This is a genomic window from Streptomyces sp. NPDC103540 (assembly GCF_055584445.1).
The window spans coordinates 403,670-430,146 of record NZ_JBVJMA010000003.1 but is presented as its reverse complement, the minus strand read 5'-3'; the positions used below and the strand labels follow the sequence as shown (position 1 = coordinate 430,146).

General features: G+C 69.7%; 23 protein-coding genes, 2 tRNA genes and 2 pseudogenes. 17 read left to right on the top strand and 10 right to left on the bottom strand.

What is annotated here, in order from left to right; translation table 11 throughout:
- Position 1 precedes the first annotated feature (1 nt).
- The 4 genes from sigM to trxA all read left to right on the top strand — a co-directional run bounded on the left by sigM (position 2) and on the right by trxA (position 3,197).
- The gene (sigM, locus tag ACZ6ZI_RS10010) at positions 2–703 is read left to right on the top strand and encodes an RNA polymerase sigma factor SigM (RefSeq protein ID WP_469518357.1); all 702 of its coding nucleotides are present in this window, start codon (positions 2–4) and stop codon (positions 701–703) included.
- Positions 700–1,707, top strand: a complete 1,008-nt coding sequence (locus ACZ6ZI_RS10005) for an anti-sigma factor (RefSeq protein ID WP_469518355.1) — start codon at positions 700–702, stop codon at positions 1,705–1,707. The genes sigM and ACZ6ZI_RS10005 overlap by 4 nt, the downstream gene beginning before the upstream one ends.
- A gap of 143 nt (positions 1,708–1,850) precedes the next feature.
- A complete protein-coding gene (gene trxB, locus ACZ6ZI_RS10000) occupies positions 1,851–2,810 on the top strand; it encodes a thioredoxin-disulfide reductase (protein ID WP_363053536.1) in 960 nt (319 codons plus the stop codon).
- A gap of 48 nt (positions 2,811–2,858) precedes the next feature.
- Positions 2,859–3,197 carry a thioredoxin gene (trxA, locus tag ACZ6ZI_RS09995; protein ID WP_363053537.1) on the top strand — a complete coding sequence of 113 codons (339 nt, stop codon included), beginning with the start codon at positions 2,859–2,861 and terminating at the stop codon, positions 3,195–3,197.
- 110 nt (positions 3,198–3,307) lie between these two features.
- Here the strand turns inward: trxA and ACZ6ZI_RS09990 are convergent, their stop codons facing one another.
- The 9 genes from ACZ6ZI_RS09990 to rpmH all read right to left on the bottom strand — a co-directional run bounded on the left by ACZ6ZI_RS09990 (position 3,308) and on the right by rpmH (position 9,692).
- Positions 3,308–3,931: a GNAT family N-acetyltransferase gene (locus ACZ6ZI_RS09990; protein WP_469518352.1), complete on the bottom strand. Its 624-nt coding sequence runs from the start codon at positions 3,929–3,931 to the stop codon at positions 3,308–3,310.
- A gap of 78 nt (positions 3,932–4,009) precedes the next feature.
- Complete coding sequence (locus ACZ6ZI_RS09985; protein WP_469518350.1) at positions 4,010–5,074, bottom strand: ParB/RepB/Spo0J family partition protein; 1,065 nt, start codon at positions 5,072–5,074, stop codon at positions 4,010–4,012.
- Complete coding sequence (locus tag ACZ6ZI_RS09980) at positions 5,071–6,171, bottom strand: ParA family protein (protein WP_469518348.1); 1,101 nt, start codon at positions 6,169–6,171, stop codon at positions 5,071–5,073. The genes ACZ6ZI_RS09985 and ACZ6ZI_RS09980 overlap by 4 nt, the downstream gene beginning before the upstream one ends.
- 244 nt (positions 6,172–6,415) lie before the next feature.
- Positions 6,416–7,132 carry a 16S rRNA (guanine(527)-N(7))-methyltransferase RsmG gene (rsmG, locus tag ACZ6ZI_RS09975; RefSeq protein ID WP_363053541.1) on the bottom strand — a complete coding sequence of 239 codons (717 nt, stop codon included), beginning with the start codon at positions 7,130–7,132 and terminating at the stop codon, positions 6,416–6,418.
- Between the two features lie 110 nt (positions 7,133–7,242).
- Complete coding sequence (locus ACZ6ZI_RS09970) at positions 7,243–7,755, bottom strand: Jag family protein (protein WP_048476030.1); 513 nt, start codon at positions 7,753–7,755, stop codon at positions 7,243–7,245.
- Between the two features lie 15 nt (positions 7,756–7,770).
- The gene (yidC, locus tag ACZ6ZI_RS09965) at positions 7,771–8,877 is read right to left on the bottom strand and encodes a membrane protein insertase YidC (protein ID WP_469518344.1); all 1,107 of its coding nucleotides are present in this window, start codon (positions 8,875–8,877) and stop codon (positions 7,771–7,773) included.
- Between the two features lie 3 nt (positions 8,878–8,880).
- Entirely contained in the window at positions 8,881–9,162 is a 282-nt protein-coding gene (gene yidD, locus ACZ6ZI_RS09960) for a membrane protein insertion efficiency factor YidD (RefSeq protein WP_078950077.1), read from the bottom strand.
- Positions 9,159–9,533 carry a ribonuclease P protein component gene (gene rnpA, locus ACZ6ZI_RS09955; protein ID WP_363053543.1) on the bottom strand — a complete coding sequence of 125 codons (375 nt, stop codon included), beginning with the start codon at positions 9,531–9,533 and terminating at the stop codon, positions 9,159–9,161. Before rnpA ends, yidD begins: the two co-directional genes overlap by 4 nt.
- 21 nt (positions 9,534–9,554) lie before the next feature.
- Complete coding sequence (gene rpmH, locus ACZ6ZI_RS09950) at positions 9,555–9,692, bottom strand: 50S ribosomal protein L34 (protein WP_018547628.1); 138 nt, start codon at positions 9,690–9,692, stop codon at positions 9,555–9,557.
- A gap of 357 nt (positions 9,693–10,049) precedes the next feature.
- Between rpmH and dnaA (ACZ6ZI_RS09945) the strand changes: the two are divergent.
- The 11 genes and pseudogenes from dnaA (ACZ6ZI_RS09945) to ACZ6ZI_RS09895 form a co-directional block, all read left to right on the top strand.
- Positions 10,050–10,340 (top strand): annotated as a pseudogene (gene dnaA, locus ACZ6ZI_RS09945) (chromosomal replication initiator protein DnaA); the annotation flags it as partial.
- Positions 10,341–10,679: 339 nt separating this feature from the next.
- A pseudogene (gene dnaA / locus ACZ6ZI_RS09940) lies at positions 10,680–11,846 on the top strand (chromosomal replication initiator protein DnaA); the annotation flags it as partial.
- An 875-nt stretch (positions 11,847–12,721) separates the two neighbouring features.
- Positions 12,722–13,852: a DNA polymerase III subunit beta gene (gene dnaN / locus ACZ6ZI_RS09935; protein ID WP_363053546.1), complete on the top strand. Its 1,131-nt coding sequence runs from the start codon at positions 12,722–12,724 to the stop codon at positions 13,850–13,852.
- A 282-nt stretch (positions 13,853–14,134) separates the two neighbouring features.
- Positions 14,135–15,010 (top strand): phosphogluconate dehydrogenase (NAD(+)-dependent, decarboxylating), encoded by an 876-nt coding sequence (gnd, locus tag ACZ6ZI_RS09930; RefSeq protein WP_363053547.1) that lies wholly within the window; start codon positions 14,135–14,137, stop codon positions 15,008–15,010.
- 156 nt (positions 15,011–15,166) lie between these two features.
- Positions 15,167–16,303: a DNA replication/repair protein RecF gene (gene recF / locus ACZ6ZI_RS09925; protein WP_469518341.1), complete on the top strand. Its 1,137-nt coding sequence runs from the start codon at positions 15,167–15,169 to the stop codon at positions 16,301–16,303.
- On the top strand, positions 16,300–16,830 hold the full coding sequence (locus ACZ6ZI_RS09920) for a DciA family protein (RefSeq protein WP_363053549.1): 531 nt from the start codon (positions 16,300–16,302) through the stop codon (positions 16,828–16,830). Before recF ends, ACZ6ZI_RS09920 begins: the two co-directional genes overlap by 4 nt.
- Positions 16,831–17,562: 732 nt before the next feature.
- Positions 17,563–19,584 (top strand): DNA topoisomerase (ATP-hydrolyzing) subunit B, encoded by a 2,022-nt coding sequence (gene gyrB / locus ACZ6ZI_RS09915; protein WP_363053735.1) that lies wholly within the window; start codon positions 17,563–17,565, stop codon positions 19,582–19,584.
- A gap of 42 nt (positions 19,585–19,626) precedes the next feature.
- Positions 19,627–22,239: a DNA gyrase subunit A gene (gyrA, locus tag ACZ6ZI_RS09910; RefSeq protein WP_469518340.1), complete on the top strand. Its 2,613-nt coding sequence runs from the start codon at positions 19,627–19,629 to the stop codon at positions 22,237–22,239.
- A 2-nt stretch (positions 22,240–22,241) separates the two neighbouring features.
- Positions 22,242–22,946, top strand: coding sequence for a DUF3566 domain-containing protein (locus ACZ6ZI_RS09905; RefSeq protein ID WP_469518339.1), 705 nt, complete (start codon positions 22,242–22,244; stop codon positions 22,944–22,946).
- Positions 22,947–23,029: 83 nt separating this feature from the next.
- Positions 23,030–23,103, top strand: a tRNA-Ile gene (locus ACZ6ZI_RS09900).
- 145 nt (positions 23,104–23,248) lie between these two features.
- Positions 23,249–23,383: a DLW-39 family protein gene (locus tag ACZ6ZI_RS09895; protein WP_208809277.1), complete on the top strand. Its 135-nt coding sequence runs from the start codon at positions 23,249–23,251 to the stop codon at positions 23,381–23,383.
- A 564-nt stretch (positions 23,384–23,947) separates the two neighbouring features.
- Here the strand turns inward: ACZ6ZI_RS09895 and ACZ6ZI_RS09890 are convergent.
- Positions 23,948–24,496, bottom strand: a complete 549-nt coding sequence (locus tag ACZ6ZI_RS09890; protein WP_363053552.1) for a helix-turn-helix domain-containing protein — start codon at positions 24,494–24,496, stop codon at positions 23,948–23,950.
- Positions 24,497–24,657: 161 nt separating this feature from the next.
- On the opposite strand from ACZ6ZI_RS09890, the gene ACZ6ZI_RS09885 reads away from it, so the two are divergent.
- Together ACZ6ZI_RS09885 and ACZ6ZI_RS09880 are read left to right on the top strand one after the other, a co-directional pair.
- Positions 24,658–24,730, top strand: a tRNA-Ala gene (locus ACZ6ZI_RS09885).
- A 216-nt stretch (positions 24,731–24,946) separates the two neighbouring features.
- Positions 24,947–26,374 (top strand): ATP-binding protein, encoded by a 1,428-nt coding sequence (locus ACZ6ZI_RS09880; protein WP_469518338.1) that lies wholly within the window; start codon positions 24,947–24,949, stop codon positions 26,372–26,374.
- The last annotated feature ends 103 nt before the right edge of the window (positions 26,375–26,477 follow it).

The following is a 26,477-nucleotide window of genomic DNA, read 5'->3' as shown; positions in this document are numbered from 1 at the left end:
GTTGGACCAAGCCGCCGCCGGCGACCGCAGCGACCGGGAACTCCTGGAGCTGCACGTGGCCGGCGATCCCGACGCCTTCGGTGAGCTCGTACGCCGCCACCGCGACCGCCTCTGGGCCGTCGCGCTGCGCACCCTCGGGGACCGGGAGGAGGCCGCCGACGCCGTCCAGGACGCCCTGGTCTCCGCCTACCGGGCCGCCCACACCTTCCGCGGCGAATCCGCCGTCACCACCTGGCTGCACCGCATCACCGTGAACGCCTGCCTCGACCGCGCCCGCAAGGCCGCCTCCCGACGGACCTCGCCGCTCGACGACACGGACCGCCTGGAGCGCCTCCTGGAGCCCCACGAGTCCGCCGAGGCACCCGCGGAGCGCCAGGACCTCCACCGGCAGCTGCTGGCCGCCCTCGCCACCCTCCCGGCCGATCAGCGGGCCGCGCTCGTCCTCGTCGACATGCAGGGATACCCCGTCGCCGAGGCCGCGCGGATCCTCGACGTCCCCACCGGGACCGTCAAGAGCCGGTGCGCGCGCGGCCGGGCGAAGCTCCTCCCGATGCTCACTCATCTGCGCACGAATGCCGGGGATAACACCGCCACCGAGCGGGGAAGGAACCGGACGCCGGGAGCAGCCGTCCCACCGGCGACGCAACCCAGGCATCCCGATCCAGATCCAGACGCCGTGAAGGGCGGAGGTGGACGACCGTGACCCCCACGACCGGCAAGACCGGCACGATCCGGCACCCGGAGGTCTCGGAGATCTCCGACCTCACCGAGGGAGTGCTCTCCCCCTCCCGCACGGCCGAGGTGCGGCGACACCTGGGCGGCTGCGCCCTGTGCGCCGACGTACGCGACTCCCTGGAGGAGATCCGCTCCCTGCTGGGCACCCTCCCGGGGCCGCCGCGGATGCCCTCCTCCGTCGCCGGACGCATCGACGCCGCCCTCGCCGCCGAGGCCCTGCTCGAATCCAACAGCTCCCGGGCCACGGCCGAGGCCGAAGCCGAGGCCGCGGCACTCGCCGGCACCGGCGACGGCAGCGGCGACAGCGGCGGCAGCGGCAGCGGCAGCGGCAGCGGCAGCGGCAGCGGCGATGTTTCACGTGAAACGTCGACCGGGCCCGTCCACCGCGCCACGCCGGGGCGGCCCTCCGGTCACCCGTCCGGCCCCAACGGACCCGGCCGACGTCGCGCACGCCGCCGCATCGCCGTGCTCGCCGGCCTCGCCGGGGCGGGGGTCTGCGCCTTCGCGGTCTTCCTGTTCAACGGCTCCGGCGGCCCCGCCCCCTCGGACAGCAGCGCCCGCGCCACCGCCTCCCAGGCCCCCACGGAGGGCTCCGACCGCTCCTCGGAGGCCGGCGGATACACCGCCCAGGGCCTCGGGGGCCAGGTCCGGCAGCTCCTGGCGGCGGGCAGCGGAACCAACAAGACCATGGGCCTGGACTCCGCACCGCCCGGCGTCGCCCCCTCCGACCGGCAGGCGTCCCCGGAGGTCGCGGGCGCGCCCTCCTGCGTCCGGGCCGCCACCGGACGTACGGAGCCCCCGCTCGCGACGGAGCTCGGCAGCTACCGGGGCACGGCCGCCTACCTCGTCGTCCTCCCCCACGTCGGCGACGCCGCCCTCGTGGACGCCTACCTCGTCGACGCCTCCTGCGCGGACGATCCGGCGAAGACCCCGGGCGGTCCCCTGCTGACCGGCACCTATCCACGAACCTGACATGGCCGGGAAAGGACCTGACACGTTCGGGGCCGGGCTGGCAGAAGTAGGGAATGCAAGCGCCGTAGGATCCGTTGGGTGGGGTGAGAGTCCGCACCGGCCCCCGGTAGGCAACGAAGTCCGCAGAGACGAGGAAGAAACCCGTGAGCGACGTACGAAACGTGATCATCATCGGCTCCGGGCCGGCCGGTTACACGGCCGCCCTGTACACCGCACGCGCTTCGCTCAACCCGCTGGTCTTCGAGGGCGCCGTCACCGCCGGTGGCGCCCTGATGAACACCACCGAGGTCGAGAACTTCCCCGGCTTCCAGGACGGCATCATGGGCCCGGACCTCATGGACAACATGCGCGGCCAGGCGGAGCGCTTCGGTGCCGAGCTCGTCCCGGACGACGTCGTCGCCGTGGACCTCACCGGTGAGATCAAGACGGTCACCGACACCGCCGGCACCGTGCACCGCGCGAAGGCCGTCATCGTCACGACCGGCTCCCAGCACCGCAAGCTCGGCCTGCCCAACGAGGACACCCTCTCCGGCCGCGGTGTCTCCTGGTGCGCCACCTGCGACGGGTTCTTCTTCAAGGACCAGGACATCGCCGTGGTCGGCGGCGGCGACACCGCGATGGAGGAGGCGACCTTCCTCTCCCGGTTCGCCAAGACCGTGACGATCGTGCACCGCCGTGACAGCCTGCGCGCCTCCAAGGCCATGCAGGACCGCGCCTTCGCCGACCCGAAGATCCGCTTCGCCTGGGACAGCGAGGTCGCCGAGATCCACGGCGAGCAGAAGCTCTCCGGCCTCACCCTGCGCAACACGAAGACCGGTGAGACCTCCGAGCTGCCCGTGACCGGCCTGTTCATCGCCGTCGGACACGACCCGCGCACCGAGCTGTTCACCGGCCAGCTGGACCTGGACGACGAGGGCTACCTGAAGGTCGACGCGCCCTCCACGCGCACCAACCTCACCGGTGTCTTCGGCGCGGGCGACGTCGTGGACCACACCTACCGTCAGGCCATCACCGCCGCCGGCACCGGCTGCTCCGCCGCCCTGGACGCCGAGCGCTACCTCGCCGCCCTCGCGGACGCCGAGCACGCCCACGCGGCCGTCTGACCCCTTTCACCCCACACCCCACACCCCGCAGGAAAGAAGGAGGCCGCTGTGGCCGGCACCCTGAAGAACGTGACCGACGCCGATTTCGACGAGGTGGTCCTGGCCAGCGACAAGCCGGTTCTGGTGGACTTCTGGGCCGAGTGGTGCGGCCCGTGCCGTCAGATCGCGCCGTCGCTGGAGGCCATCGCGGCCGAGCACGGCGAGGAGATCCAGATCGTCAAGCTCAACATCGACCAGAACCCGGCCACGGCCGCCAAGTACGGCGTCATGTCCATCCCCACCCTGAACGTCTACCAGGGTGGCGAGGTCGTCAAGACCATCGTCGGTGCCAAGCCGAAGGCCGCGATCCTGCGTGACCTCTCCGACTTCGTCGAGGTCAAGGCCTGACCCACCGCCCTGCGCGGCAGGTGGTCGGTGACCACGTGAAACGGGGCCGCCCCCTTCGAGGGGGCGGCCCCGTTCGCATGACCGCGTGGGCACTTCGCACGACCACGTACTCACAAGGGACGCAGCGCCGGCTCCTTGCGGGCCCTCGCACCGCTCAGCAAGCGGTCCAGGGCCAGCTCCACGTCTTCCTTCCACGACAGCGTCGTACGCAGCTCCAACCGCAGCCGGGGATGGACCGGATGGGGGCGCACCGTCTTGAAGCCCACCGAGAGCAGGTGATCGGCGGGCAGCAGACACGCCGGCCGCTCCCAGCGGGCGTCGCCGAAGGCCTCGATCGCCTTGAACCCCCGCCGCAGCAGGTCCTTCGCGACCGTCTGCACCATCACCCGGCCCAGCCCCTGGCCCTGGTAGCCCGGCATGATCCAGGCCGTGATCAGCTGCACGGCGTCCGGGGAGACCGGACTGGTCGGGAAGGAGGCGGCACGCGGGACGTAGGCGGGCGGCGCGTACAGCACGAAACCCACCGGGACCTCGTCGACGTACACCACCCGGCCGCAGGACCCCCAGTCCAACAGGACGGCGGAGATCCAGGCCTCCTTCTCCAGCTCCGGAGTACCGGCCTTGACGGCCGCCTCACCGCTGACGGGATCGAGCTCCCAGAAGACGCAGCCTCGGCAACGCCCGGGAAGATCCTGGAGGTTGTCCAGCGTGAGCGGTACCAGCCGACGACCCATGACCGCATCGTAACCACTGCCCCCCGCATCTTCGAGTGAGTACGTCCCTCGGCGCGGCAGGGGGCGGCGGCGGTGGAACTACTCCCCGGACAGGCCCTGTTCCAGGACCCGGCCCTCGCCCGGAGCCAGCGTCCCCAGGATCCTTTCGAGGTCCTCCATGGAGGCGAACTCGACCGTGATCTTCCCCTTCTTCTGCCCCAGGTCCACCTTCACCCGGGTCTCGAAGCGGTCCGAAAGCCGGGTCGCCAGCTCGCTGAGCGCCGGGGCCACACGGGTCCCCGCCCTCGGGCCCTTCGGCTTCACCGCGGGCGAGGCCTCCGAGGCCATCAGCTGGATGATCTCCTCGACCGCACGCACCGACAGTCCCTCGGCCACGATGCGGTGCGCCAGACGGTCCTGCTCCTCGGCGTCAGCCACCGAGAGCAGCGCCCTCGCGTGACCCGCCGACAGCACGCCCGCGGCCACCCGTCGCTGCACCGGCGGCGAGAGCTTCAGCAGCCGCAGGGTATTGGAGACCTGCGGACGCGAACGTCCGATCCGGTCGGCCAGCTGGTCGTGCGTGCAGCTGAAGTCCTGGAGCAGCTGGTCGTAGGCGGCCGCCTCCTCCAGGGGGTTCAGCTGCGCCCGGTGCAGGTTCTCCAGCAGCGCGTCCAGCAGCAGCTTCTCGTCGTCCGTGGCGCGCACGATCGCGGGGATGCGCTCCAGACCCGCCTCACGGCAGGCCCGCCAGCGACGCTCGCCCATGATCAGCTCATAGCGCCCCGCCGAGGACTGCCGCACGATGACCGGCTGGAGCAGACCCACCTCCTGGATGGAGGTGACCAGCTCGGCCAGCGCGTCCTCGTCGAACACCACGCGCGGCTGCCGCGGGTTCGGGATGATCGCGTCGATCGGCAGCTCTGCGAAGGTCGCTCCGACCTCCGCCTCCTGCGAGCCCGTCGGCGCCGGTACCGATGTTTCACGTGAAACATCGGCCTGCGCCAGCGAAGCGAGCTTCGCCGCGGCGATGCCCCGCTCCGACGTCAGCGCGGGCACCGCCGACGGAGACGTCGACCCGCCCACCGTGGCCGGCGCCTTCTCCTGGGGAGCCGCGGGAATCAGCGCGCCGAGCCCCCGCCCCAGACCCCTACGTCGCTCGCTCACTGGATCCCCTCCGCCACACTCTGCGTGCTGTTCGTGCCCGCGCCCTGGTGGGCGTACTGGGCGTCGTCATGAATGCCGGCCCCGCGCAACGCGATCTCCCGCGCCGCCTCCAGGTAGGAGAGGGCACCGCTGGAGCCCGGATCGTACGTGAGGACCGTCTGTCCGTAACTCGGGGCCTCCGAGATGCGCACCGACCGCGGGATGCTGGTGCGCAGCACCTCGTTGCCGAAGTGGGTGCGCACCTCGTCCGCCACCTGCGAGGCCAGCCGCGTCCTGCCGTCGTACATGGTCAGCAGGATCGTCGACACGTGCAGGCTCGGGTTCAGGTGGGCCCGCACCAGGTCCACGTTGCGCAGCAGCTGGCCCAGTCCCTCCAGCGCGTAGTACTCGCACTGGATCGGGATCAACACTTCGGCGCCGGCCACCATCGCGTTCACGGTGAGCAGGCCAAGCGAGGGCGGGCAGTCGATCAGGATGTAGTCGAGCGGCTGCTCGTACGCCTGGATCGCGCGCTGGAGGCGGCTCTCACGGGCCACGAGCGAGACGAGCTCGATCTCCGCGCCCGCGAGGTCGATGGTGGCCGGGGCACAGAACAGCCCTTCCACGTCCACCACCGGCTGGACGACCTCCAGCAGGGGCCGGCTGTCCACGAGCACGTCGTAGATGGACGGCACCTCGGCGTGATGGTCGATGCCCAGGGCCGTGGAGGCGTTGCCCTGCGGGTCGAGGTCGATCACGAGGACCCGCGCGCCGTGCAGGGCCAGGGAGGCCGCCAGGTTCACGGTCGTCGTGGTCTTGCCCACGCCGCCCTTCTGGTTCGCGACCACCATGATCCGCGTCTGCGCGGGCCGCGGCAGACGCGAACCCGACCGCCCGAGCGCCTCGACCGCCAGCTGGGCGGCACGACCGATGGGCGTGTCCTCGTTCCCGTCGTTGTCGACGAGGGGCGGAGGCGATGTTTCACGTGAAACATCCTCGCCCGGCGATTCAGAGCGGGGACCGGGGACCGGATCGGTCATCGGCCCCGCGAGGTTGGCGTCGGACCGCACGGTGTCACTCTCCTCGGCAGCGGGCTCGCGATGAACAGAGCCTGCCATGCCACCTGGCTCGTGAACCAGCGGGCCCCGTACTCCTGTGGATGAATCCACCGTTGTGGACAACTCCGTACCCCCCGCGTCATCGCGGTGACGGGGGGCCGCAGCAGCACGGCCGCGGCTGATGATTCCGTGCAGCAGAGAGCGACGTTTCACGTGAAACACGATGCCCGGACGGACTCTTCAGGCCTCTACGACACTCCGAAATCCGTACCTATAGGGCGCAACACCCGCGAAAACGGGAAGATCAACGACGTCGACGCACCCGGCTGACGCGCGCCGCCTTCGCCCGCTTGGCCGCGAACCTCACCCCACCGGGGCTCTCGCCGCACTCCACGCGGACCACCGTCGACAGGGGGTCGACGACGCCCTCGCCCACCTGGAGCACCGAGGTCTTCACCACACCGAGCTTGGTGAGCGCGACCTTCGCCGCCACCAGCTCCTCCTCCGCCGTGTCGCCCTTCAGCGCCAGCATCTCGCCGTAGGGACGCAGCAGCGGCACACCCCAACCGGCCAGCCGGTCCAGCGGAGCCACCGCCCGGGCCGTCACCACGTGCACCGGCTGGAGCTTGCCGAGCATCTCCTCGGCGCGCCCACGCACCACCGTGACGTGATCGAGCCCCAGCAGCTCCACGGCCTCCTGGAGGAAGTTCGTCCGGCGCAGCAGCGGCTCCAACAGCGTGATCTTCAGATCACGCCGGACCAGCGCCAACGGGATGCCGGGCAGACCGGCGCCCGAGCCCACGTCGCACACGGTGACGCCCTCGGGCACCACCTCCGAGAGCACCGCGCAGTTCAGCAGGTGCCGCTCCCAGAGGCGGGGCACCTCGCGCGGGCCGATCAGACCACGCTTGACCCCCGCGTCCGCAAGCAGCTCCGCGTACCGCACAGCTTCCGGGAAAAACTCACCGAACACCGCGCGCGCCTCTTCAGGCGCCGGGGGGAGCTCCGCTGCCTCCGTCACGGGGACCGTCCTTCCGTACAGAACCGCTAAGACCGTGTCGTTCCACTGTCAGGCTTACAAACATCGGCCCCGCCTGCGACACAGACGGGGCCGACCAATCAACGTCCCGGTCAGGCCGGGAGCACAACGACGAAGCGCTGCGGCTCCTCGCCCTCGGACTCGCTCTTCAGACCGGCGGCCGCCACGGCGTCGTGGACGACCTTGCGCTCGAACGGCGTCATCGGGGCGAGCTTCAGGGGCTCTCCCGAGGCCTTCACGTCCGCGGCGGCCTGCGCGCCCAGGGCCGCCAGCTCCTCGCGCTTCTTGGCGCGGAACCCGGCGATGTCGAGCATCAGCCGGCTGCGGTCCCCGGTCTCGCGGTGCACCGCGAGGCGGGTGAGCTCCTGGAGGGCCTCCAGGACCTCGCCGTCGCGGCCCACGAGCTTCTGCAGATCGCGGCCGGAGGAGTCGCTGACGATCGACACCGCGGCACGGTCGGCCTCGACGTCCATGTCGATGTCGCCGTCCAGGTCGGCGATGTCCAGCAGACCCTCAAGGTAGTCGGCCGCGATCTCACCCTCCTGCTCGAGGCGGGTCAGGGTGTCGCCACTCTCAGCGGCGGCGGTGGTGGTGCCTTCCGTCACGGGAGGGACTCCTTCTTACTTCTTGGAGGGCTTGCTGGGGGGCGTCTGGCGCTTCGACTTCGTCTGCCGCTTGGGCTGCTGTCGCTTCGTGGCGACACCACCGCTCGCCGCGTCCGCGTCGGCGGTGGCTTCGGAACTCTTGATCACCGTGCCGTCCGCCTGGGCGGCCATGCCCTGCTTGGTCAGAGCGGTGATGAACTTGCGCTCGTTGTCGTTGCGGTCCGGGCCCTTGGCGACGATGGCCGCGACGATCTTCTTCTTGCTCCGGCCCTTGACGACACCGTGGGCGGTGACCTGCTTCAGCAGGCGGGTCAGGTACTGGTCCTGCGCCTTGCTGCCCGGGGTCGGGTTCTGGTTGATCACGTACATCTGCTGGCCCATGGTCCACACGTTGGTGGTCAGCCAGTAGACGAGGACACCCACGGGGAAGTTGATGCCCATGACGGCGAAGATCACCGGGAAGATGTACATCAGCATCTTCTGCTGCTGCATGAACGGGGTCTTCACCGAGAGGTCGACGTTCTTCTGCATCAGCTGGCGCTGCGTGTAGAACTGCGACAGCGACATCAGGACGATCATGACCGCGGTCACGATGCGGACGTCGGTGATCGAGGCGTTCAGGCTCGCGACCTTCTCGGCGCTGTCCGTGAACTTGGCGGCGAGGGGGGCACCGAAGATGTGGGCCTGACGGGCGCTCTCCAGCAGCGACTGGTTGATGACACCGATCGTCTGCCCGTTGGCGATGCTCGCGAGCACGTGGTACAGCGCGAAGAAGAACGGGGACTGCGCCAGGATGGGAAGGCACGAGGAGAGCGGGTTGGTACCCGTCTCCTTGTACAGCTTCATCATCTCTTCGGACTGACGCTGCTTGTCGTTCTTGTAGCGCTCCTGGATCGCCTTCATCTTCGGCTGGAGCGCCTGCATGCCACGCGTCGCCTTGATCTGCTTCACGAAGAGCGGGATCAGGCAGATACGGATCAGGATCACCAGGGACACGATGGACAGGCCCCAGGCCCATCCACTGTCCGCACCGAAGATCGCCCCGTACAGCGAGTGGAACTGGACGATGATCCACGACACGGGTGTGGTGATAAAGCTGAACAGACTGGCAATCGTGTCCACTAATCAGGCTCCTTGAGCATTGCGAGATCTACGCAACGCACTGCGCAGCTGCTCGTGCCAACGCGGGCGTTTCCGGGGTGGGACATGATCCACACCGCCCGGGGACCACGGATTGCACCGCAGGATCCGCCAGGCGGTCAGAACCGTCCCCTTCACCGCACCATGCCGGTCGATGGCCGTGAACCCGTAGTGCGAACACGACGGGTAATAGCGGCACACCGGCCCGAGCAGCGGACTGATGGTCCACTGGTACAGCTTGATCAAAGCGAGCAGCGGGTACTTCATCGAGCCACGCCTCCCAGCAGCCGCGCCAGGGCGGCATCCAGGTCACGGGCCAACTCGTCGACGCCGGCGTCACCCGCTCCGGGCAGAGCCCGTACCACCACCAGGCTACCGGCGGGCAGCAGAGCCAGCCGATCGCGCACGAGATGGCGCAGCCGGCGCTTGACCCGGTTACGGACGACGGCTATGCCGACGGCCTTGCTGACGACGAAACCCGCACGCGGCGAGGGAACTGTCTCCCCCGGCTCGTGCGGGTCCGTTGCACCGCTTGTACGTAGGTGGACGACGAGGAGCGGGCGTCCGGCCCGCCTGCCTCGGCGCACCGCGCTCGCGAAGTCCTCACGCCGCCTCAGCCGATTTTCGGGAGACAGCACGACGTCACGACCTGCGCGTTGTTACGCGGAGAGGGCGGCGCGGCCCTTGCTGCGGCGGTTCGCCAGGATGGCGCGACCGGCACGGGTACGCATCCGCAGGCGGAAGCCGTGGGTCTTGGCACGACGGCGGTTGTTCGGCTGGAAGGTGCGCTTGCTCACTCGGGGGCTCCAGAGAATGAATCGTTGTGGCGGTACATCGCCTGGCTGTCACCGTGCGCCCACGAGGAACTCGCGTGTTCGCCCGAGTGGACACCGCTAAATGATCACAATCAGTGATCTTCGCCCATCGGTAGGCAGGCGGCAGCAGCCATCGACAACTCGACCTCGTTACGGTACGCGCGGCTACGCCATCCGGTCAAACCGAGCCCGCCTGGCCCCACACTGTGCACAGGCTGTGGACAACGACTTGAACCCTACCCACCGGCCTGACTACCGTTGCCTGATCCCTGTTTTTTGTCCCGACCGTCCCAAAGAACCACACATTCGTGGGACGGGACCTGTGAGAGAGCGTGCCCTGTGGCTGACGTACCCGCCGATCTTGCCGCAGTGTGGCCACGCGTGCTCGAGAAGCTGCTCGGCGAGGGTCAGCAAGGTATCGAGTCCAAGGACAAGCAGTGGGTCGAACGATGCCAGCCCCTGGCCCTGGTCGCCGACACCGCTCTGCTCGCCGTCCCCAATGAATGGGGCAAGCGGGTCCTCGAAGGCCGCCTGGCGCCGCTCATCAGCGACGCCCTCAGCCGGGAGTGCGGCCGGCCCATCCGGATCGCCATCACCGTCGACGACTCCGCCGGCGAGCCCGCGCCCGCCTCGCCGCCCTCCCCGGGCCGCGAGGGCTACGAGCCCTACGGCGGCCAGCGGCCCGGCGGCCACACCGGCCCCGGCGACGACCAGCTCCCCACCGCCCGGCCCGCCTACCCGGACTACCAGCAGCCGCGCCCCGAGCCCGGCGCCTGGCCCCGCGGCGGGCAGGACGACTACGGCTGGCAGCAGCCGCGCCTCGGCGGCTTCCCGGATCGAGACCCGTACGCCTCCCCGCAGCCCGGCTACCTCCAGCAGCCCGACCCGGGCGGCTACGACCAGGGTTCCTACGAGCAGCCGCCGTACGAGCCGGGGAAGTACGAGCAGTCCCCGTACGAGCAGCAGAAGTACGAACCGCAGCCGTACGAGGACCGGCCCTACGAGCAGCAGTCGTACGAGCAGCCGGCCGCGCGCCCGGCGCCCGGCCGGCCGGCGCCGCCGCCGGCCCCGTCCGGCGGTTCGACGTCGGGCCCGTTGGAGCCGACGGCCCGACTGAACCCGAAGTACCTCTTCGACACCTTCGTCATCGGTGCCTCCAACCGCTTCGCGCACGCCGCCGCGGTGGCCGTCGCCGAGGCGCCGGCGAAGGCGTACAACCCCCTCTTCGTCTACGGGGAGTCGGGACTCGGCAAGACGCACCTGCTGCACGCGATCGGGCACTACGCGCGGAGCCTCTACCCGGGCACCCGCGTGCGGTACGTGAGCTCCGAGGAGTTCACCAACGAGTTCATCAACTCCATCCGCGACGGCAAGGGCGACGCCTTCCGCAAGCGGTACCGCGAGATGGACATCCTGCTGGTCGACGACATCCAGTTCCTGGCGAGCAAGGAGTCGACGCAGGAGGAGTTCTTCCACACCTTCAACACGCTCCACAACGCCAACAAGCAGATCGTGCTGTCCTCCGACCGGCCGCCCAAGCAGCTCGTCACCCTGGAGGACCGGCTGCGCAACCGCTTCGAGTGGGGCCTGATCACCGACGTCCAGCCGCCCGAGCTGGAGACGCGCATCGCGATCCTGCGCAAGAAGGCCGTCCAGGAGCAGCTCAACGCCCCGCCGGAGGTACTGGAGTTCATCGCTTCCCGCATCTCGCGCAACATCCGCGAGCTGGAGGGCGCGCTGATCCGGGTCACGGCCTTCGCGAGCCTCAACCGGCAGCCGGTGGACCTCGGTCTGACCGAGGACGTCCTCAAGAACCTCATCCCGGGCGGGGAGGACACCGCGCCCGAGATCACGGCCTCCGACATCATGGCGGCCACCGCGGACTACTTCGGGCTGACCGTGGACGACCTGTGCGGCTCCTCGCGCAGCCGGGTGCTGGTGACCGCCCGCCAGATCGCCATGTACCTGTGCCGTGAGCTCACGGACCTGTCCCTGCCGAAGATCGGGGCCCAGTTCGGCGGGCGCGACCACACGACCGTCATGCACGCGGACCGCAAGATCCGCGCGCTGATGGCGGAACGACGCTCCATCTACAACCAGGTAACGGAGCTCACGAACCGCATCAAGAACGGCTGAGGGCGGCCCCGGGCGGCCGTGCCGGGGGCCTCGCACCCCCACCGCAAACCCACCGCCAGGGCGCTTCCGGATCGAACCGGGGGCGCCCTTCTTCGTCCGCGCGCCCCTGCTCTGTTCGAATACGCCCCCTGGAGGGACGGTCATCCACAGATTGCTCGACTTTCTTCCGTCCACAGCCTGAGGACAGTTCTCCTCACCCACAATCTGTCCACAGGAGTGCAGGTTGAGCCACCATCAGGCCTGGTCACGAGCCTGGGGATTTGTGAACAAGCGCTGTCCACAGCCTGTGGACAGAAATTTCGTCCACAGGCTCATCCACTTCTCTGTCCACCGCCGACCCACAGGTTCCCGCATCCTGTGCACAGGAACCGAGGGGTTCTCCACACCGTTGTCCACTGTTCGGCAACCTGGCCCCTCCTGTCACCGCCCCGAGTGAAAGGCGTCACACGGATGTCGACGTTTGCTCTGTGGACCACTGGGGAAAAGCTGGGGACGCAGCTGTGGAGTACTCCGGGTCACCTGGGGACGGACTGTGCAGAACTTTCTGTTCTCCACAGACACCCCCTGTTGTCCACCGGTGCCGTACACAGGGTGTGGGGATAAAAAACGAGGGCTGACCTGCGAGAACGGGCTTATCCACCGTTTCCACAGGCCCTACTACTACCCCCATGGAGAGTTAGGCCGGTTTCGGTTTTCAAGCGGGTCCTGTGCACAACTCGTCGAGCGGCCGTCCCGACACCTCGCTCCCGACTTGACCGCCGGCCGCGACGACTGTCGGCGCCGTACGTCAGACTGGTCCCCGGCATCGGTCGAGGCATCGACGAGCCGACGACGAAGGCCGGCAGACGAGCGAGCAACAGCAGGAGGCGGTTCCGGTGAAGATCCGGGTGGAGCGCGACGTACTCGCGGAGGCGGTGGCCTGGGCCGCACGCAGCCTCCCGGCCCGGCCGCCGGTGCCCGTGCTCGCGGGCCTGCTGCTGAAGGCCGAGGAGGGCACGCTGTCCCTCTCCGGCTTCGACTACGAGGTCTCGGCCCGCGTCTCCGTCGAGGCGGACGTCGAGGAGGACGGCACCGTCCTCGTCTCCGGCCGGCTCCTCGCCGACATCTGCCGCGCCCTCCCCAACCGCCCGGTGGAGATTTCCACAGACGGTGTACGGGCGACCGTGGTCTGTGGATCCTCGCGGTTCACGCTCCACACCCTGCCCGTGGAGGAGTACCCGGCGCTCCCGCAGATGCCGACCGCGACCGGCACCGTGCCCGGCGAGGTCTTCGCCTCCGCCGCCGCCCAGGTCGCCATCGCCGCCGGCCGCGACGACACGCTGCCCGTGCTGACCGGTGTCCGCATCGAGATCGAGGGCGACCGCGTCACCCTCGCCTCCACCGACCGCTACCGCTTCGCGGTCCGCGAGTTCCTGTGGAAGCCGGAGAACCCCGAGGCCTCGGCCGTGGCCCTGGTGCCCGCCAAGACCCTCCTGGACACCGCCAAGTCCCTGACCAGCGGTGACACCGTGACCCTGGCGCTCTCCGGCTCCGGCCAGGGCGAGGGCCTGATCGGCTTCGAGGGCGCCGGCCGGCGCACCACCACCCGCCTGCTCGAAGGCGACCTGCCGAAGTACCGCACGCTGTTCCCGACGGAGTTCAACTCCATCGCCGTGATCGAGACCGCCCCGTTCGTCGAGGCCGTCAAGCGCGTGGCCCTCGTCGCCGAGCGCAACACCCCGGTGCGGCTGAGCTTCGAGCAGGGCGTGCTGATCCTGGAGGCCGGTTCCTCCGACGACGCACAGGCTGTGGAACGTGTGGACGCCAAGCTGGAGGGCGACGACATCTCGATCGCCTTCAACCCCACCTTCCTGCTGGACGGCCTGAGCGCGATCGACTCCCCGGCCGCGCAGCTGTCCTTCACCACGTCCACGAAGCCGGCGCTGCTCAGCGGTCGCCCGGCCGTCGACGCGGAGGCCGACGAGGCCTACAAGTACCTGATCATGCCGGTGCGCCTGTCCGGCTGACGCCGTCCACAGGTCTCGCGCTCTCCCGGTACGCCGGCGTACGGGCCCGGTCTCGCCGACGGTGAGACCGGGCCCGACCCGTTTGCCCCGACCCGTTTGCCCCGACCCGTTCGCCCGGCCCGTTCGCGCCGGCCCCTCCGCAGGCTCCCGCCGCGACGCGACGGCGCCCGTGGGGCCCCGCGCCACGGCCCGGCGTAGGCTCGGATCCGGTGGGCGACCCCGGGGACCACGAGAACCGGGCCGCCCCGGCAAAGACGGCCACAACGCTTAAGGAACCACCTGATGGAGCTTGGTCTCGTCGGTCTCGGCAAGATGGGCGGCAACATGCGCGAGCGCATCCGCCGCGCAGGCCACACCGTCATCGGATACGACCGCAACCCGGACCTCGCCGATGTCCACAGCCTGCGGGAACTTGTGGACAGCCTGCAGGCCCCCCGCGTGGTGTGGGTGATGGTCCCGGCAGGCGCGGCGACGCAGTCCACCGTCGACGAGTTGGCGGAGCTGCTGTCCCCCGGCGACATCGTCGTCGACGGCGGCAACTCCCGCTGGACCGACGACGAGAAGCACGCCGAGGAGCTGAAGGCCAAGGGCGTCGGCTTCGTCGACTGCGGTGTCTCCGGCGGCGTCTGGGGCCTGGAGAACGGCTACGCCCTCATGTACGGCGGCGACAAGGAGCACGTCGCGGCCGTCCAGCCGATCTTCGACGCCCTCAAGCCCGAGGGCGAGTTCGGCGCTGTGCACGCCGGCAAGGTCGGTGCGGGCCACTTCGCGAAGATGGTCCACAACGGCATCGAGTACGCCATGATGCAGGCCTACGCCGAGGGCTGGGAGCTGCTGGAGAAGGTGGACTCGGTCACCGACGTCCGCGAGGTCTTCCGGTCCTGGCAGGAAGGGACGGTCATCCGTTCCTGGCTGCTCGACCTCGCCGTGAACGCGCTGGACGAGGACGAGCACCTGGAGCAGCTGCGCGGCTACGCGCAGGACTCCGGCGAGGGCCGCTGGACGGTCGAGGCCGCGATCGACAACGCCGTGCCGCTGCCGGCGATCACGGCTTCGCTCTTCGCCCGCTTCGCGTCCCGTCAGGACGACTCCCCGCAGATGAAGATGATCGCCGCGCTGCGCAACCAGTTCGGCGGCCACGCGGTCGAGAAGAAGTAGCCCGCCCGGCGGCGGCGGGTGCGGCCCGCCGCCGCGCGGGGCGCGCAGGGCGCCGAAGGGCGCTCGGGGCGCCGTAGGACGAGCAGCACCGCGGCGGCACGGAAGTGCCGCCGCACAGGAGCAGAGCAGCAGGAAGCCGGGGGAGGTCGGCGCCGCATGCACGTTTCGCATCTCTCTTTGGCCGACTTCCGCTCGTACGCCCGGGCCGAGGTCCCCCTCACCCCGGGCGTCACGGCCTTCGTGGGCCCCAACGGCCAGGGCAAGACGAACCTCGTCGAGGCCATCGGCTACCTGGCGAGCCTCGGCAGCCACCGGGTCTCCTCGGACGCCCCGCTCGTGCGGATGGGCGCGGACCGGGCGGTCATCCGCGCGGCCGTCACCCAGGGCGAGCGTCAGCAGCTCGTGGAACTGGAGCTGAACCCGGGGCGGGCGAACCGGGCCCGGATCAACCGGTCCTCGCAGGTCAGGCCGCGGGACGTGCTGGGGATCGTACGGACCGTGCTGTTCGCGCCCGAGGACCTGGCCCTCGTCAAGGGCGATCCGGGCGAACGCCGGCGGTTCCTGGACGAGCTGGTGACGGCCCGCTCCCCGCGGATGGCGGCCGTCCGCTCCGACTACGAGCGGGTCCTCAAACAGCGCAACACCCTGCTGAAGTCCGCGGCGATGGCCCGCCGGCACGGCGGGCGGTCCATGGACCTGTCCACCCTCGACGTGTGGGACCAGCACCTCGCGCGGGCCGGCGCCGAGCTCCTCGCGCAGCGGCTCGACCTGCTCGCCACCCTGCTCCCGCTCGCGGACAAGGCCTACGAGCAGCTCGCGCCCGGTGGCGGGCCGCTCGGCCTGGCGTACCGCTCCTCCGCCGGCGAGCCCGTGGACAGTGGCGCGGCGCGCTCCCGCGAGGAGCTCCACTCGGTGCTGCTGGCGGCGCTCGCCGAGGTGCGCAAGCAGGAGATCGAACGCGGGGTGACGCTCGTGGGCCCGCACCGGGACGACGTGCTGCTGCGCCTGGGCGAGCTGCCCGCCAAGGGGTACGCGAGCCACGGCGAGTCCTGGTCGTACGCGCTGGCGCTGCGGCTGGCCTCGTACGAGCTGCTGCGCTCGGAGGGCGCCGAGCCGGTGCTGATCCTCGACGACGTCTTCGCCGAGCTGGACGCGCGCCGCCGGGAGCGGCTCGCGGAACTGGTGGCGGGGGGCGAGCAGGTGTTGGTGACGGCGGCTGTGGACGATGACGTTCCGGGCGTGCTGGCGGGGACGCGGTTCGGGGTGTCCGGCGGTGAGGTGACCCGACTGTGAACGACGGCGAGGCGGGACGGGACGGACGCAGGGCCCCGGAGCCCTCCGGGGTGGACCTGGCGCGGCAGGCGCTGGCCGCCGCGCGGGAGCAGGCGCGGGCGCGGGGCAACGCCGTGGGCGGGCGCAAGCGGCAGCAGCAGGGGCTGCGCTCGGGTGCCCGCGCGGACGGGCGCGACCCGATGCCGTTGATGGCGGCGCTGGACCGGCTGCGCACCGAGCGGGGCTGGGAGATGCCGATCGCGGTGGCCGGGGTGATGGAGCGGTGGGCGGAGATCGTCGGCCCGGAGATCGCCGCGCACTGCGTGCCGGAGAAGTACGAGGAGCGGGAGCTCCTGGTGCGGTGCGACTCCTCGGCGTGGGCGGCGCAGCTGAAGCTGTTGGCGCCGCAGCTGGTGGCCCGGCTGAACGCGGACCTGGGGCAGGGCACGGTCCGGCTGATCAAGGTGCAGGGTCCGGGCGGTCGCCCGAAGCGGTACGGGCCGTGGCGCGCTCCGGGCAGCACGGGCCCGGGGGACACGTACGGCTGACCCCGTACGGCCGACCCCGTACGGCCGACCCGGTGCGTCGGGGCCCGTACGTCGGCCCCGGGACGGCACACCCTTCACGTCGCGTCGCCCCTCGGGGGCGGTGCGTGCCCGGACCGTAGGCCGATCCGCCCGTCGCCCGGCCCCGACCGCGGCCCCGACCGCGTCGCCCCCCGCCCGGGATCGGGGCGGCCGGTGGTCTTCGGCCGTGCGCCGGCCGCGGTCGGCGTTCCGGGCCGGGCGGGTGCCGGGTCTCGTTGGTCCCCTCCGTCCCACCCGTTCGTACGGGCTTGCGACGGGCGGGTTCCGCTTGTCCGCGCTCCGGGTGGAACCAGCCCCTCCGAATGAGCGTGGGACTCAGTGTCGGAGCGGGTCGGCGCGGGGTGCCCGGACCCTTCGCGGCCGGTCGGCGCCAGGGTCGCCGCATTCCGGACCGCGGTGTTCGCGGGTGGCGTCCCTCACGGTAGCGACGGGTTGACAGCCCGAAGCGCTGGACGCCCGCGTGAGCCACTTTGAGCCCCTCCCCGGATATGGGGAGTCGGAGAGAGGAGGTTCAGGACGGCACATGCGGACTCAGGGGCCGGCAAACCCCCATTCATGTCAGTGGTACCGGTAGACTGGAGACAATCCCGCCCGATTAGCGGGGGGACACTCGACAACGCAGACAACGCAGACAACGCAGATCGACGCGGCCGCTCCCGCCGGCGCACTCGCTGGTCCGGAGTACGGGCTGCGCTGTGCCAGAAAGGGCGCTTCGTGGCCGATTCCGGCGACTCCAACGAGAAGAATTACGACGCCAGTGCGATCCAGGTCCTCGAGGGCCTGGACGCGGTCCGCAAGCGGCCGGGTATGTACATCGGCTCTACGGGCGAGCGTGGTCTGCACCACCTCGTCTACGAGGTCGTCGACAACTCGGTCGACGAGGCGCTGGCCGGACACGCGGACACCATCGACGTGACGATCCTCGCCGACGGCGGGGTGCGCGTGGTCGACAACGGCCGCGGCATCCCGGTCGGCATCGTCCCGTCCGAGGGCAAGCCGGCCGTCGAGGTCGTCCTGACGGTCCTGCACGCGGGCGGCAAGTTCGGCGGCGGCGGCTACGCCGTCTCCGGTGGTCTGCACGGCGTCGGCGTCTCCGTCGTGAACGCCCTGTCGACCAAGGTCGCGGTCGAGGTCAAGACGGACGGCCACCGCTGGACCCAGGACTACAAGCTGGGCGTCCCGACGGCCCCGCTGGCCAAGAACGAGGAGACCGACGAGCACGGCACGTCGGTGACGTTCTGGGCCGACGGCGACATCTTCGAGACCACCGAGTACTCCTTCGAGACGCTCTCGCGGCGCTTCCAGGAGATGGCCTTCCTCAACAAGGGCCTGACCCTGACGCTGACCGACGAGCGCGAGTCGGCGAAGGCGACGGCCGGCGCCGACGACCCGGACGCGGACACGGCCGAGCCCCAGGCGCGCACCGTGAAGTACTACTACGAGGGCGGCATCGTCGACTTCGTGAAGTACCTCAACTCGCGCAAGGGCGAGCTGATCCACCCGACCGTCATCGACGTCGAGGCCGAGGACAAGGAGCGCATGCTCTCGGTCGAGATCGCGATGCAGTGGAACTCGCAGTACACCGAGGGCGTGTACTCCTTCGCGAACACGATCCACACGCACGAGGGCGGCACCCACGAAGAGGGCTTCCGCGCCGCGCTGACGGGCCTGGTCAACCGCTACGCGCGCGACAAGAAGCTGCTGCGGGAGAAGGACGACAACCTCGCCGGCGAGGACATCCGCGAGGGTCTGACGGCGATCATCTCGGTCAAGCTGGGCGAGCCCCAGTTCGAGGGCCAGACGAAGACCAAGCTGGGCAACACGGAGGCCAAGACCTTCGTGCAGAAGGTCGTCCACGAGCACCTCAACGACTGGTTCGACCGCAACCCGGTCGAGGCCGCGGACATCGTCCGCAAGTCGATCCAGGCCGCCACCGCGCGCGTCGCGGCCCGCAAGGCCCGCGACCTCACCCGCCGCAAGGGTCTGCTGGAGAGCGCCTCGCTCCCCGGCAAGCTGTCCGACTGCCAGTCGAACGACCCGACCAAGTGCGAGATCTTCATCGTCGAGGGCGACTCCGCCGGCGGTTCGGCCAAGTCCGGCCGCAACCCGATGTACCAGGCCATCCTGCCCATCCGCGGCAAGATCCTGAACGTCGAGAAGGCGCGCATCGACAAGATCCTCCAGAACACCGAGGTCCAGGCGCTCATCAGCGCCTTCGGCACGGGCGTGCACGAGGACTTCGACATCGAGAAGCTCCGCTATCACAAGATCATCCTGATGGCGGACGCCGACGTCGACGGCCAGCACATCAACACCCTGCTGCTGACCTTCCTGTTCCGCTTCATGCGTCCGCTGGTCGAGGCCGGCCACGTGTACCTGTCCCGTCCCCCGCTCTACAAGATCAAGTGGGGTCGCGACGACTTCGAGTACGCGTACTCGGACCGCGAGCGCGACGCCCTGGTGGAGCTCGGCAAGCAGAACGGCAAGCGCATCAAGGAAGACTCGATCCAGCGCTTCAAGGGTCTGGGCGAGATGAACGCCGAGGAACTGCGCGTCACCACCATGGACGTCGACCACCGCGTGCTCGGCCAGGTCACCCTCGACGACGCGGCGCAGGCCGACGACCTGTTCTCGGTGCTGATGGGTGAGGACGTCGAGGCCCGACGCTCCTTCATCCAGCGCAACGCCAAGGACGTCCGCTTCCTCGACATCTGAGTCGGCCCGACGCTGACCGCCCGAAAGGACTTCTGACCGGCAATGGCCGACGAAACCACCCCCACCGCAGAGAATCCCGCGGAGGAGCAGCCCGTGCTGCGCATCGAGCCCGTCGGGCTCGAGACGGAGATGCAGCGCTCCTACCTCGACTACGCGATGTCCGTCATCGTCTCGCGCGCGCTGCCCGACGTACGGGACGGCCTCAAGCCCGTCCACCGTCGTGTGCTGTACGCGATGTACGACGGCGGCTACCGGCCCGAGAAGGGCTTCTACAAGTGCGCCCGCGTCGTCGGTGACGTCATGGGCACGTACCACCCGCACGGCGACAGCTCCATCTACGACGCGCTGGTCCGTCTGGCCCAGCCGTGGTCGATGCGCATGCCGCTGGTGGACTCCAACGGCAACTTCGGCTCCCCGGGCAACGACCCGGCGGCCGCGATGCGCTACACCGAGTGCAAGCTCATGCCGCTGGCCATGGAGATGCTCCGGGACATCGACGAGGAGACCGTCGACTTCACGGACAACTACGACGGCCGCAACCAGGAGCCCACGGTCCTGCCGGCCCGCTTCCCGAACCTGCTGATCAACGGCAGCGCCGGCATCGCGGTCGGCATGGCGACCAACATCCCGCCGCACAACCTGCGCGAGGTCGCGGCCGGCGCCCAGTGGGCACTGGAGCACCCGGAGGCCTCGCACGAGGAGCTGCTGGACGCGCTCCTGGAACGCATCAAGGGCCCGGACTTCCCGACCGGTGCCCTGGTCGTGGGCCGCAAGGGCATCGAGGAGGCGTACCGCACCGGTCGCGGCTCCATCACGATGCGCGCCGTGGTCGAGGTCGAGGAGATCCAGAACCGCCAGTGCCTGGTGGTCACGGAACTCCCGTACCAGACCAACCCGGACAACCTGGCGCAGAAGATCGCCGACCTGGTGAAGGACGGGAAGATCGGCGGCATCGCCGACGTCCGTGACGAGACCTCCTCGCGCACCGGTCAGCGCCTGGTGATCGTGCTCAAGCGCGACGCCGTCGCCAAGGTCGTGCTGAACAACCTCTACAAGCACACCGACCTCCAGACGAACTTCGGCGCGAACATGCTGGCGCTGGTGGACGGGGTGCCGCGCACCCTGTCGATCGACGCGTTCATCCGCCACTGGGTGCAGCACCAGATCGAGGTCATCGTCCGGCGGACCAGGTTCCGTCTGCGCAAGGCCGAGGAGCGGGCGCACATCCTGCGCGGCCTGCTGAAGGCCCTGGACGCCATCGACGAGGTCATCGCCCTCATCCGGCGCAGCAACACCGTCGAGATCGCGCGCGAGGGCCTCATGGGCCTCCTGGAGATCGACGAGATCCAGGCCAACGCGATCCTGGAGATGCAGCTGCGGCGCCTGGCGGCCCTGGAGCGGCAGAAGATCGTCGCCGAGCACGACGAGCTCCAGGCGAAGATCAACGAGTACAACGCGATCCTGGCCTCGCCGGAGAAGCAGCGCTCGATCGTCAGCGAGGAACTGGCGGCGATCGTCGAGAAGTACGGCGACGACCGGCGTTCCAAGCTGGTGCCCTTCGACGGCGACATGTCCATGGAGGACCTGATCGCCGAAGAGGACATCGTCGTCACGATCACGCACGGCGGCTACGTCAAGCGGACCAAGACCGAGGACTACCGTTCGCAGAAGCGCGGCGGCAAGGGCGTACGCGGCACGAAGCTGAAGCAGGACGACCTCGTCGACCACTTCTTCGTGTCCACGACCCACCACTGGCTGCTGTTCTTCACGAACAAGGGCCGCGTCTACCGTTCCAAGGCCTACGAGCTGCCGGACGCCGGTCGCGACGCCCGCGGGCAGCACGTCGCGAACCTGCTGGCCTTCCAGCCGGACGAGAAGATCGCGCAGATCCTCGCCATCCGCGACTACGAGGCGGCGCCCTACCTGATCCTGGCCACCAAGGGCGGCCTGGTGAAGAAGACGGCGCTCAAGGACTACGACTCGCCCCGAGCGGGCGGCGTGATCGCCATCAACCTCCGGGAGACCGAGGCGGGCGGCGACGACGAGCTGATCGGCGCCGAGTTGGTGTCCGCCGAGGACGACCTGCTGCTCATCAGCAAGAAGGCGCAGTCGATCCGCTTCACGGCGACCGACGACGCGCTGCGTCCGATGGGACGCGCCACCTCGGGCGTGAAGGGCATGAGTTTCCGCGAAGGGGACGAGCTGCTTTCCATGAGCGTGGTGAGGCCGGGTACTTTCGTCTTCACCGCGACGGACGGTGGTTACGCCAAGCGGACGGCCGTGGACGAGTACCGCGTCCAGGGACGTGGTGGTCTGGGCATCAAGGCCGCCAAGATCGTGGAGGACCGCGGGTCGCTCGTCGGCGCGCTGGTGGTCGACGAGACGGACGAGATTCTCGCCATCACGCTCAGCGGTGGTGTGATCCGTACGCGCGTCAACGAAGTCAGGGAGACCGGCCGTGACACCATGGGCGTCCAGCTGATCAACCTGGGCAAGCGCGATGCCGTGGTCGGCATCGCTCGTAACGCCGAGGCCGGTCAGGAAGCTGACGAGGCCGACGAGATCGAGTCAGGGATCGAGGCCGGGGCAGCCGAAGGACAGGCCGCCGAGGCAGCCGAGGGCACGGAGTCCTCGGCAGGGGAGCACGAGGAGTAAGCGTGAGTGGAGCCACGGGCGCCGGACCGGCCAAGACTGGAGCGAACGGTGCCCGTGGCCCCGCCGCGGACTCCCAGGGGGGAACCGTGACGGACACCCGAGAACCGAAGCCCAAGTCCCAGGCGCAGGCGCCGGCGACGGACAAGTCGAAGTCCAAGCCGAAGCAGCCGGAGGCCGCGGCGCCCGCCGCCGCTGCCGCGGGCACCACGACGACCGCCGCCGCCGGTGGTGGTCAGGAGCGGGCCGCACAGCCCTACCAGCCCCCGCAGGCCTACACGGCCCCCAAGGGACCGGGTGCGCAGCGGACGGCCCGTACGGGCGTCCGTACGGCCCCCAGGACGCGCAAGGCGCGGCTGCGGGTGGCCAAGGCCGACCCGTGGTCGGTGATGAAGGTCAGCTTCCTGCTGTCGATCGCGCTGGGTCTGTGCACGATCGTCGCCGCCGCGGTGCTGTGGATGGTCATGGACGCCATGGGCATCTTCTCGACGGTCGGCGGCACGATCAGCGAGGCGACCGGTTCGAACGAGAGCAACGGGTTCGACCTCCAGTCGTTCCTGTCGCTGCCGCGCGTCCTGATCTTCACGTCGGTGATCGCGGTCATCGACGTCGTCCTGATGACCGCGCTCGCGACGCTGGGCTCGTTCATCTACAACCTGTCGGCGGGATTCGTGGGCGGTGTGGAGCTCACGCTCGCCGAGGACGAGTGACCTGCGGGGACGCCCCGCGGGAAGCGATTTTGGCTCGACCGCGTCTGTGCGCTAATCTTCAGGAGTCAGCGCGCAGCGCGGATGGGGCTATAGCTCAGTTGGTTAGAGCGCATCCCTGATAAGGATGAGGCCACAGGTTCAAATCCTGTTAGCCCCACAGTGTCGAAGACCCCCAGGCCCACGGGCCTGGGGGTCTTCGCGTTGGGCCGCTCGGGGGGTTCCCAGGTAACCGATCGGTATCGGTCGGTGTGTATTGTTGGCCGCCAGAAGTCCCCAACGTCAACGAAAGACGAGGTCGCGCGGTGAAGAAGCTGCTCCTGGTCGCACTGGCCGCCATCGGCGGGCTCCTCGTGTACCGCCAGATCCAGGCGGATCGCGCCGAGCAGGACCTGTGGACGGAGGCAACCGACTCCGTGCCCTCTGGTTCCGGTGTGTGAGACCCACGATTGATCTCATGGAGCCCCGGTCGCCGCTGCGGCCGGGGCTTCGTGCTGCCCCGTGACAACCAGTTCCGTTATGCGAAGAGTTGGGTTGCGTCCGCGAATTCGGGTGCCGAAGGCGTCGTGCGGCGTCGTGCGGCGGCGTGCGCGGGGGTCGCCGTACCGGGTCGCGAGGATGTCGCACCGGTCCGGTGGGCGGCGTTCGCCCCGGTAAGGGCCCCCCGCGCCCCTGTGGCGGCCTTGGACCGGATCCGGGCGTCCCGGGACCGGAGCGGGTGCGCCACGGCGTTCCGCGGGGGCGCGGGGGCGTCTTCCGGGGCGGCGGGTCCGCCCCCGCGGCGGGTACGGGCGACGGGTCCGACGGCGTACGGGCCGACGCCGAAGTCCGGTGCGGAGCGGCGCGGTTGCCCGGGACGCCGAAGTCGGACAGCCGCGGGTGCGGCCGTCCGGTTCCCGGCGGGAGCCGGAGCGCGTACGGAGACGGCGGTGGTTCCGGGCCCGTCGCACGGCGCCCTCGCCGGCCGGCGAGGACCTCGGCCCCCGCCGTGCCCGTCCCCCGTGTCAGTTCTGGTGGGCCTCGTAGTGGGCCACCGCTTCGGCGGTACGACCCGCGCCGTACACCCGGAGGAACTCGGCCAGTTCCGGATGGCCGGCGGCGAGGGTGTCCGCCGCGTCGATGATGTCGCCGGCCGCGGCGACCGAGCGCAGCAGCGACTGGATCTCCCGGACGACCCGCTTGACGGTGGGCGCGCCGGAACCGGTTCCGCCCTGGCCGTTGTTGCTGAGGACGGAGCCCCCCTGGGTGTTCTTGATCTCGTCCATCCGGTCGGCGGCCTCGGCGGCGCTGACGCTGCCGGCCGCGACCTGACCGGCCAGGTCCTGGAGCGCCTGGACCCGCTGCACCACGGCCGGGTTGCCGATCTTGGCCCGCTGTCCGCTCATCAGCTGGGACAGCATCGGTGCCGAGAGTCCGAGGACGGCGGCGAGGCGGGCCTGGTTCAGCCCGAGGTCGTCTATGAGTCGTCGGAACAGCGCGCCCAGCGGCTCCCCGTACCAACTGCGCTGAAGCTCACGGGCTCTGGCCGTGGCCTCCTGCTGTACTGCGTCCACTCTTGCTACTCCCCTTCGCTGGTGCGAACCTCGCGAGCATCTTACGGAGCGTGGTCGCGGAGGGGGAGTCCCTATCATTTTGCGGGATGAGGGGGTACACCGGGTACTCTGTCCTGCGGAACGGTCACTCCCCTGTGGGGAGGGGTCCTGTCCGGTTGCTCGGGGCCTTAGCTCAGTTGGTAGAGCGCTGCCTTTGCAAGGCAGATGTCAGGAGTTCGAATCTCCTAGGCTCCACACGATAAAACCCCTCTGACCTGCGGAAACGTTGGTTTGGAGGGGTTTTTTGGTGCGCACGTGTGCGCACGTAGTCGTTTGGCTGCCGGTTGCTGCTCCCTGCTCCCTGCTCCCGGCTTCCAGTGGGGCTGCCCGCCAGGCGGCTGGCATCACGCTTGCATTGATGAAACTATCTTTGATGCAAGTCTCTGATGTGATCCAGCGGAGGTGGTTGCCATGAACGGGTTCATCGGTCGTCGTAACGAACTCGGTCTCTTGGAGGACCTGCTGTCGCCCGTGCGGACTGGTGGGCGAACCGGTCGGCCCGGGCGAGCGGTGCTGATCCGGGGGCGCCGGCGAGTGGGCAAGTCCCGTCTGGTCGAAGAGTTCGTGGAACGTGCCGGCATCGCACACCTCTTCTTCACTGCGGTTGGCGGTTCGAGGGAAGAGGACCTGGCGGGATTCACGGCGGAAGTCGCTGCTTCCAGCCTCCCCGACGCCGACCGCTTCGCAGACTTCGCGGCCCCGCAGACCTGGGACGCCGCCCTGGCCCTGCTTGCCTCTGCCCTGCCGACGGATGCGCCCAGCATCGTGGTCATGGACGAGATGCCCTACTTGGTGCGCGAGGACCCGAGTTTCGAGGGGGCTCTGCAGAAGGCCTTCGACCGGACCTTGTCCAAGTTGCCGGTACTCCTTGTGCTGATCGGCTCCGACATCGCCATGATGGAGCAGCTGAACACCTACGGCCGACCCTTCTACCAGCGAGGCACGGAGATGGTCGTCCCCCCGCTGACCCCGGCGGACGTTGCGCGCATGCTGGACATGCCGCCGGCGGACGCCTTCGATGCCTATCTCGTCAGCGGCGGGCTCCCGCTGATCCTGGAGGAATGGCCCCAGGGAGCGAGCCTTTGGGAATATCTGGGCCTCGCTCTGCGCCGACCCACTTCGGCGCTGTTGGTGAGCGGAGAACGCACGCTGGCGGCAGAGTTCCCCACGGAGGCGCAGGCGCGGACCGTACTCGGTGCCATCGGCCACGGCGAACGCACCTTCACGCTGATCGGCCGGGCTGCGGGTGGCCTCAACCCCGGATCGGTGTCGCGTTCGCTGGATCTCCTCACCGGTCGCCGCATGGTCGCCGCCGATCTGCCCCTGTCGACGAGGCCCAGCCGCGAGACCCGCTACCGGATCGACGATCCGTACCTGCGCTTCTGGCTCTCCTTCATCGGTCCTGGCATCCCGGCTGTCGAGCGGGGTCGCGGTGACCGCGTCCTGGACACGATCCGCGCGGGCTGGACCTCCTGGCGCGGCAGGGCCGTCGAACCGGTCGTCCGCGAGAGCCTGTGGCGTCTGGCCGATGACCGGCTCCCCGAGGGCACCGACACCGTCGGCGGCTACTGGACCCGTACCAACGACCCGGAGATCGACATCATCGGCGCCGACCGGGCACCCATCGCCAAGAAGATCACTGTCGTGGGGTCGATCAAGTGGCTTGAGAACAAGCCCTTCGACCACCGTGACCTGGCGCGGTTGATCAACCATCGCGCCCAACTCCCGGGCGCAGACGAGGACACCCCGCTCCTCGCGGTCGCCCGCAGCGGCTGTACTGCCGAAGGCATCGACCATCTTCTGCCCGAGGACCTGATCCAGGCATGGACTTCAGACTGATGCAGACGTCGCCCAGGAATGCCCGCGCGGGTGCGACTCCGAGGTAGCAGTCGGCGCGGGTGGACGCGTACGGGGTGGGTCGGGTCGCCGGGCGTCCGGTGGC

Coding starts and splice junctions, on each gene's coding strand:
- gnd (WP_363053547.1), top strand. CDS start 14,135: ATGGAGCTTGGTCTCGTCGGTCTCGGCAAGATGGGCGGCAACATGCGC.
- gyrA (WP_469518340.1), top strand. CDS start 19,627: ATGGCCGACGAAACCACCCCCACCGCAGAGAATCCCGCGGAGGAGCAG.
- recF (WP_469518341.1), top strand. CDS start 15,167: ATGCACGTTTCGCATCTCTCTTTGGCCGACTTCCGCTCGTACGCCCGG.
- ACZ6ZI_RS09980 (WP_469518348.1), bottom strand. CDS start 6,171: ATGGCAGGCTCTGTTCATCGCGAGCCCGCTGCCGAGGAGAGTGACACC.
- yidD (WP_078950077.1), bottom strand. CDS start 9,162: ATGAAGTACCCGCTGCTCGCTTTGATCAAGCTGTACCAGTGGACCATC.
- ACZ6ZI_RS09990 (WP_469518352.1), bottom strand. CDS start 3,931: ATGGGTCGTCGGCTGGTACCGCTCACGCTGGACAACCTCCAGGATCTT.
- ACZ6ZI_RS09880 (WP_469518338.1), top strand. CDS start 24,947: ATGAACGGGTTCATCGGTCGTCGTAACGAACTCGGTCTCTTGGAGGAC.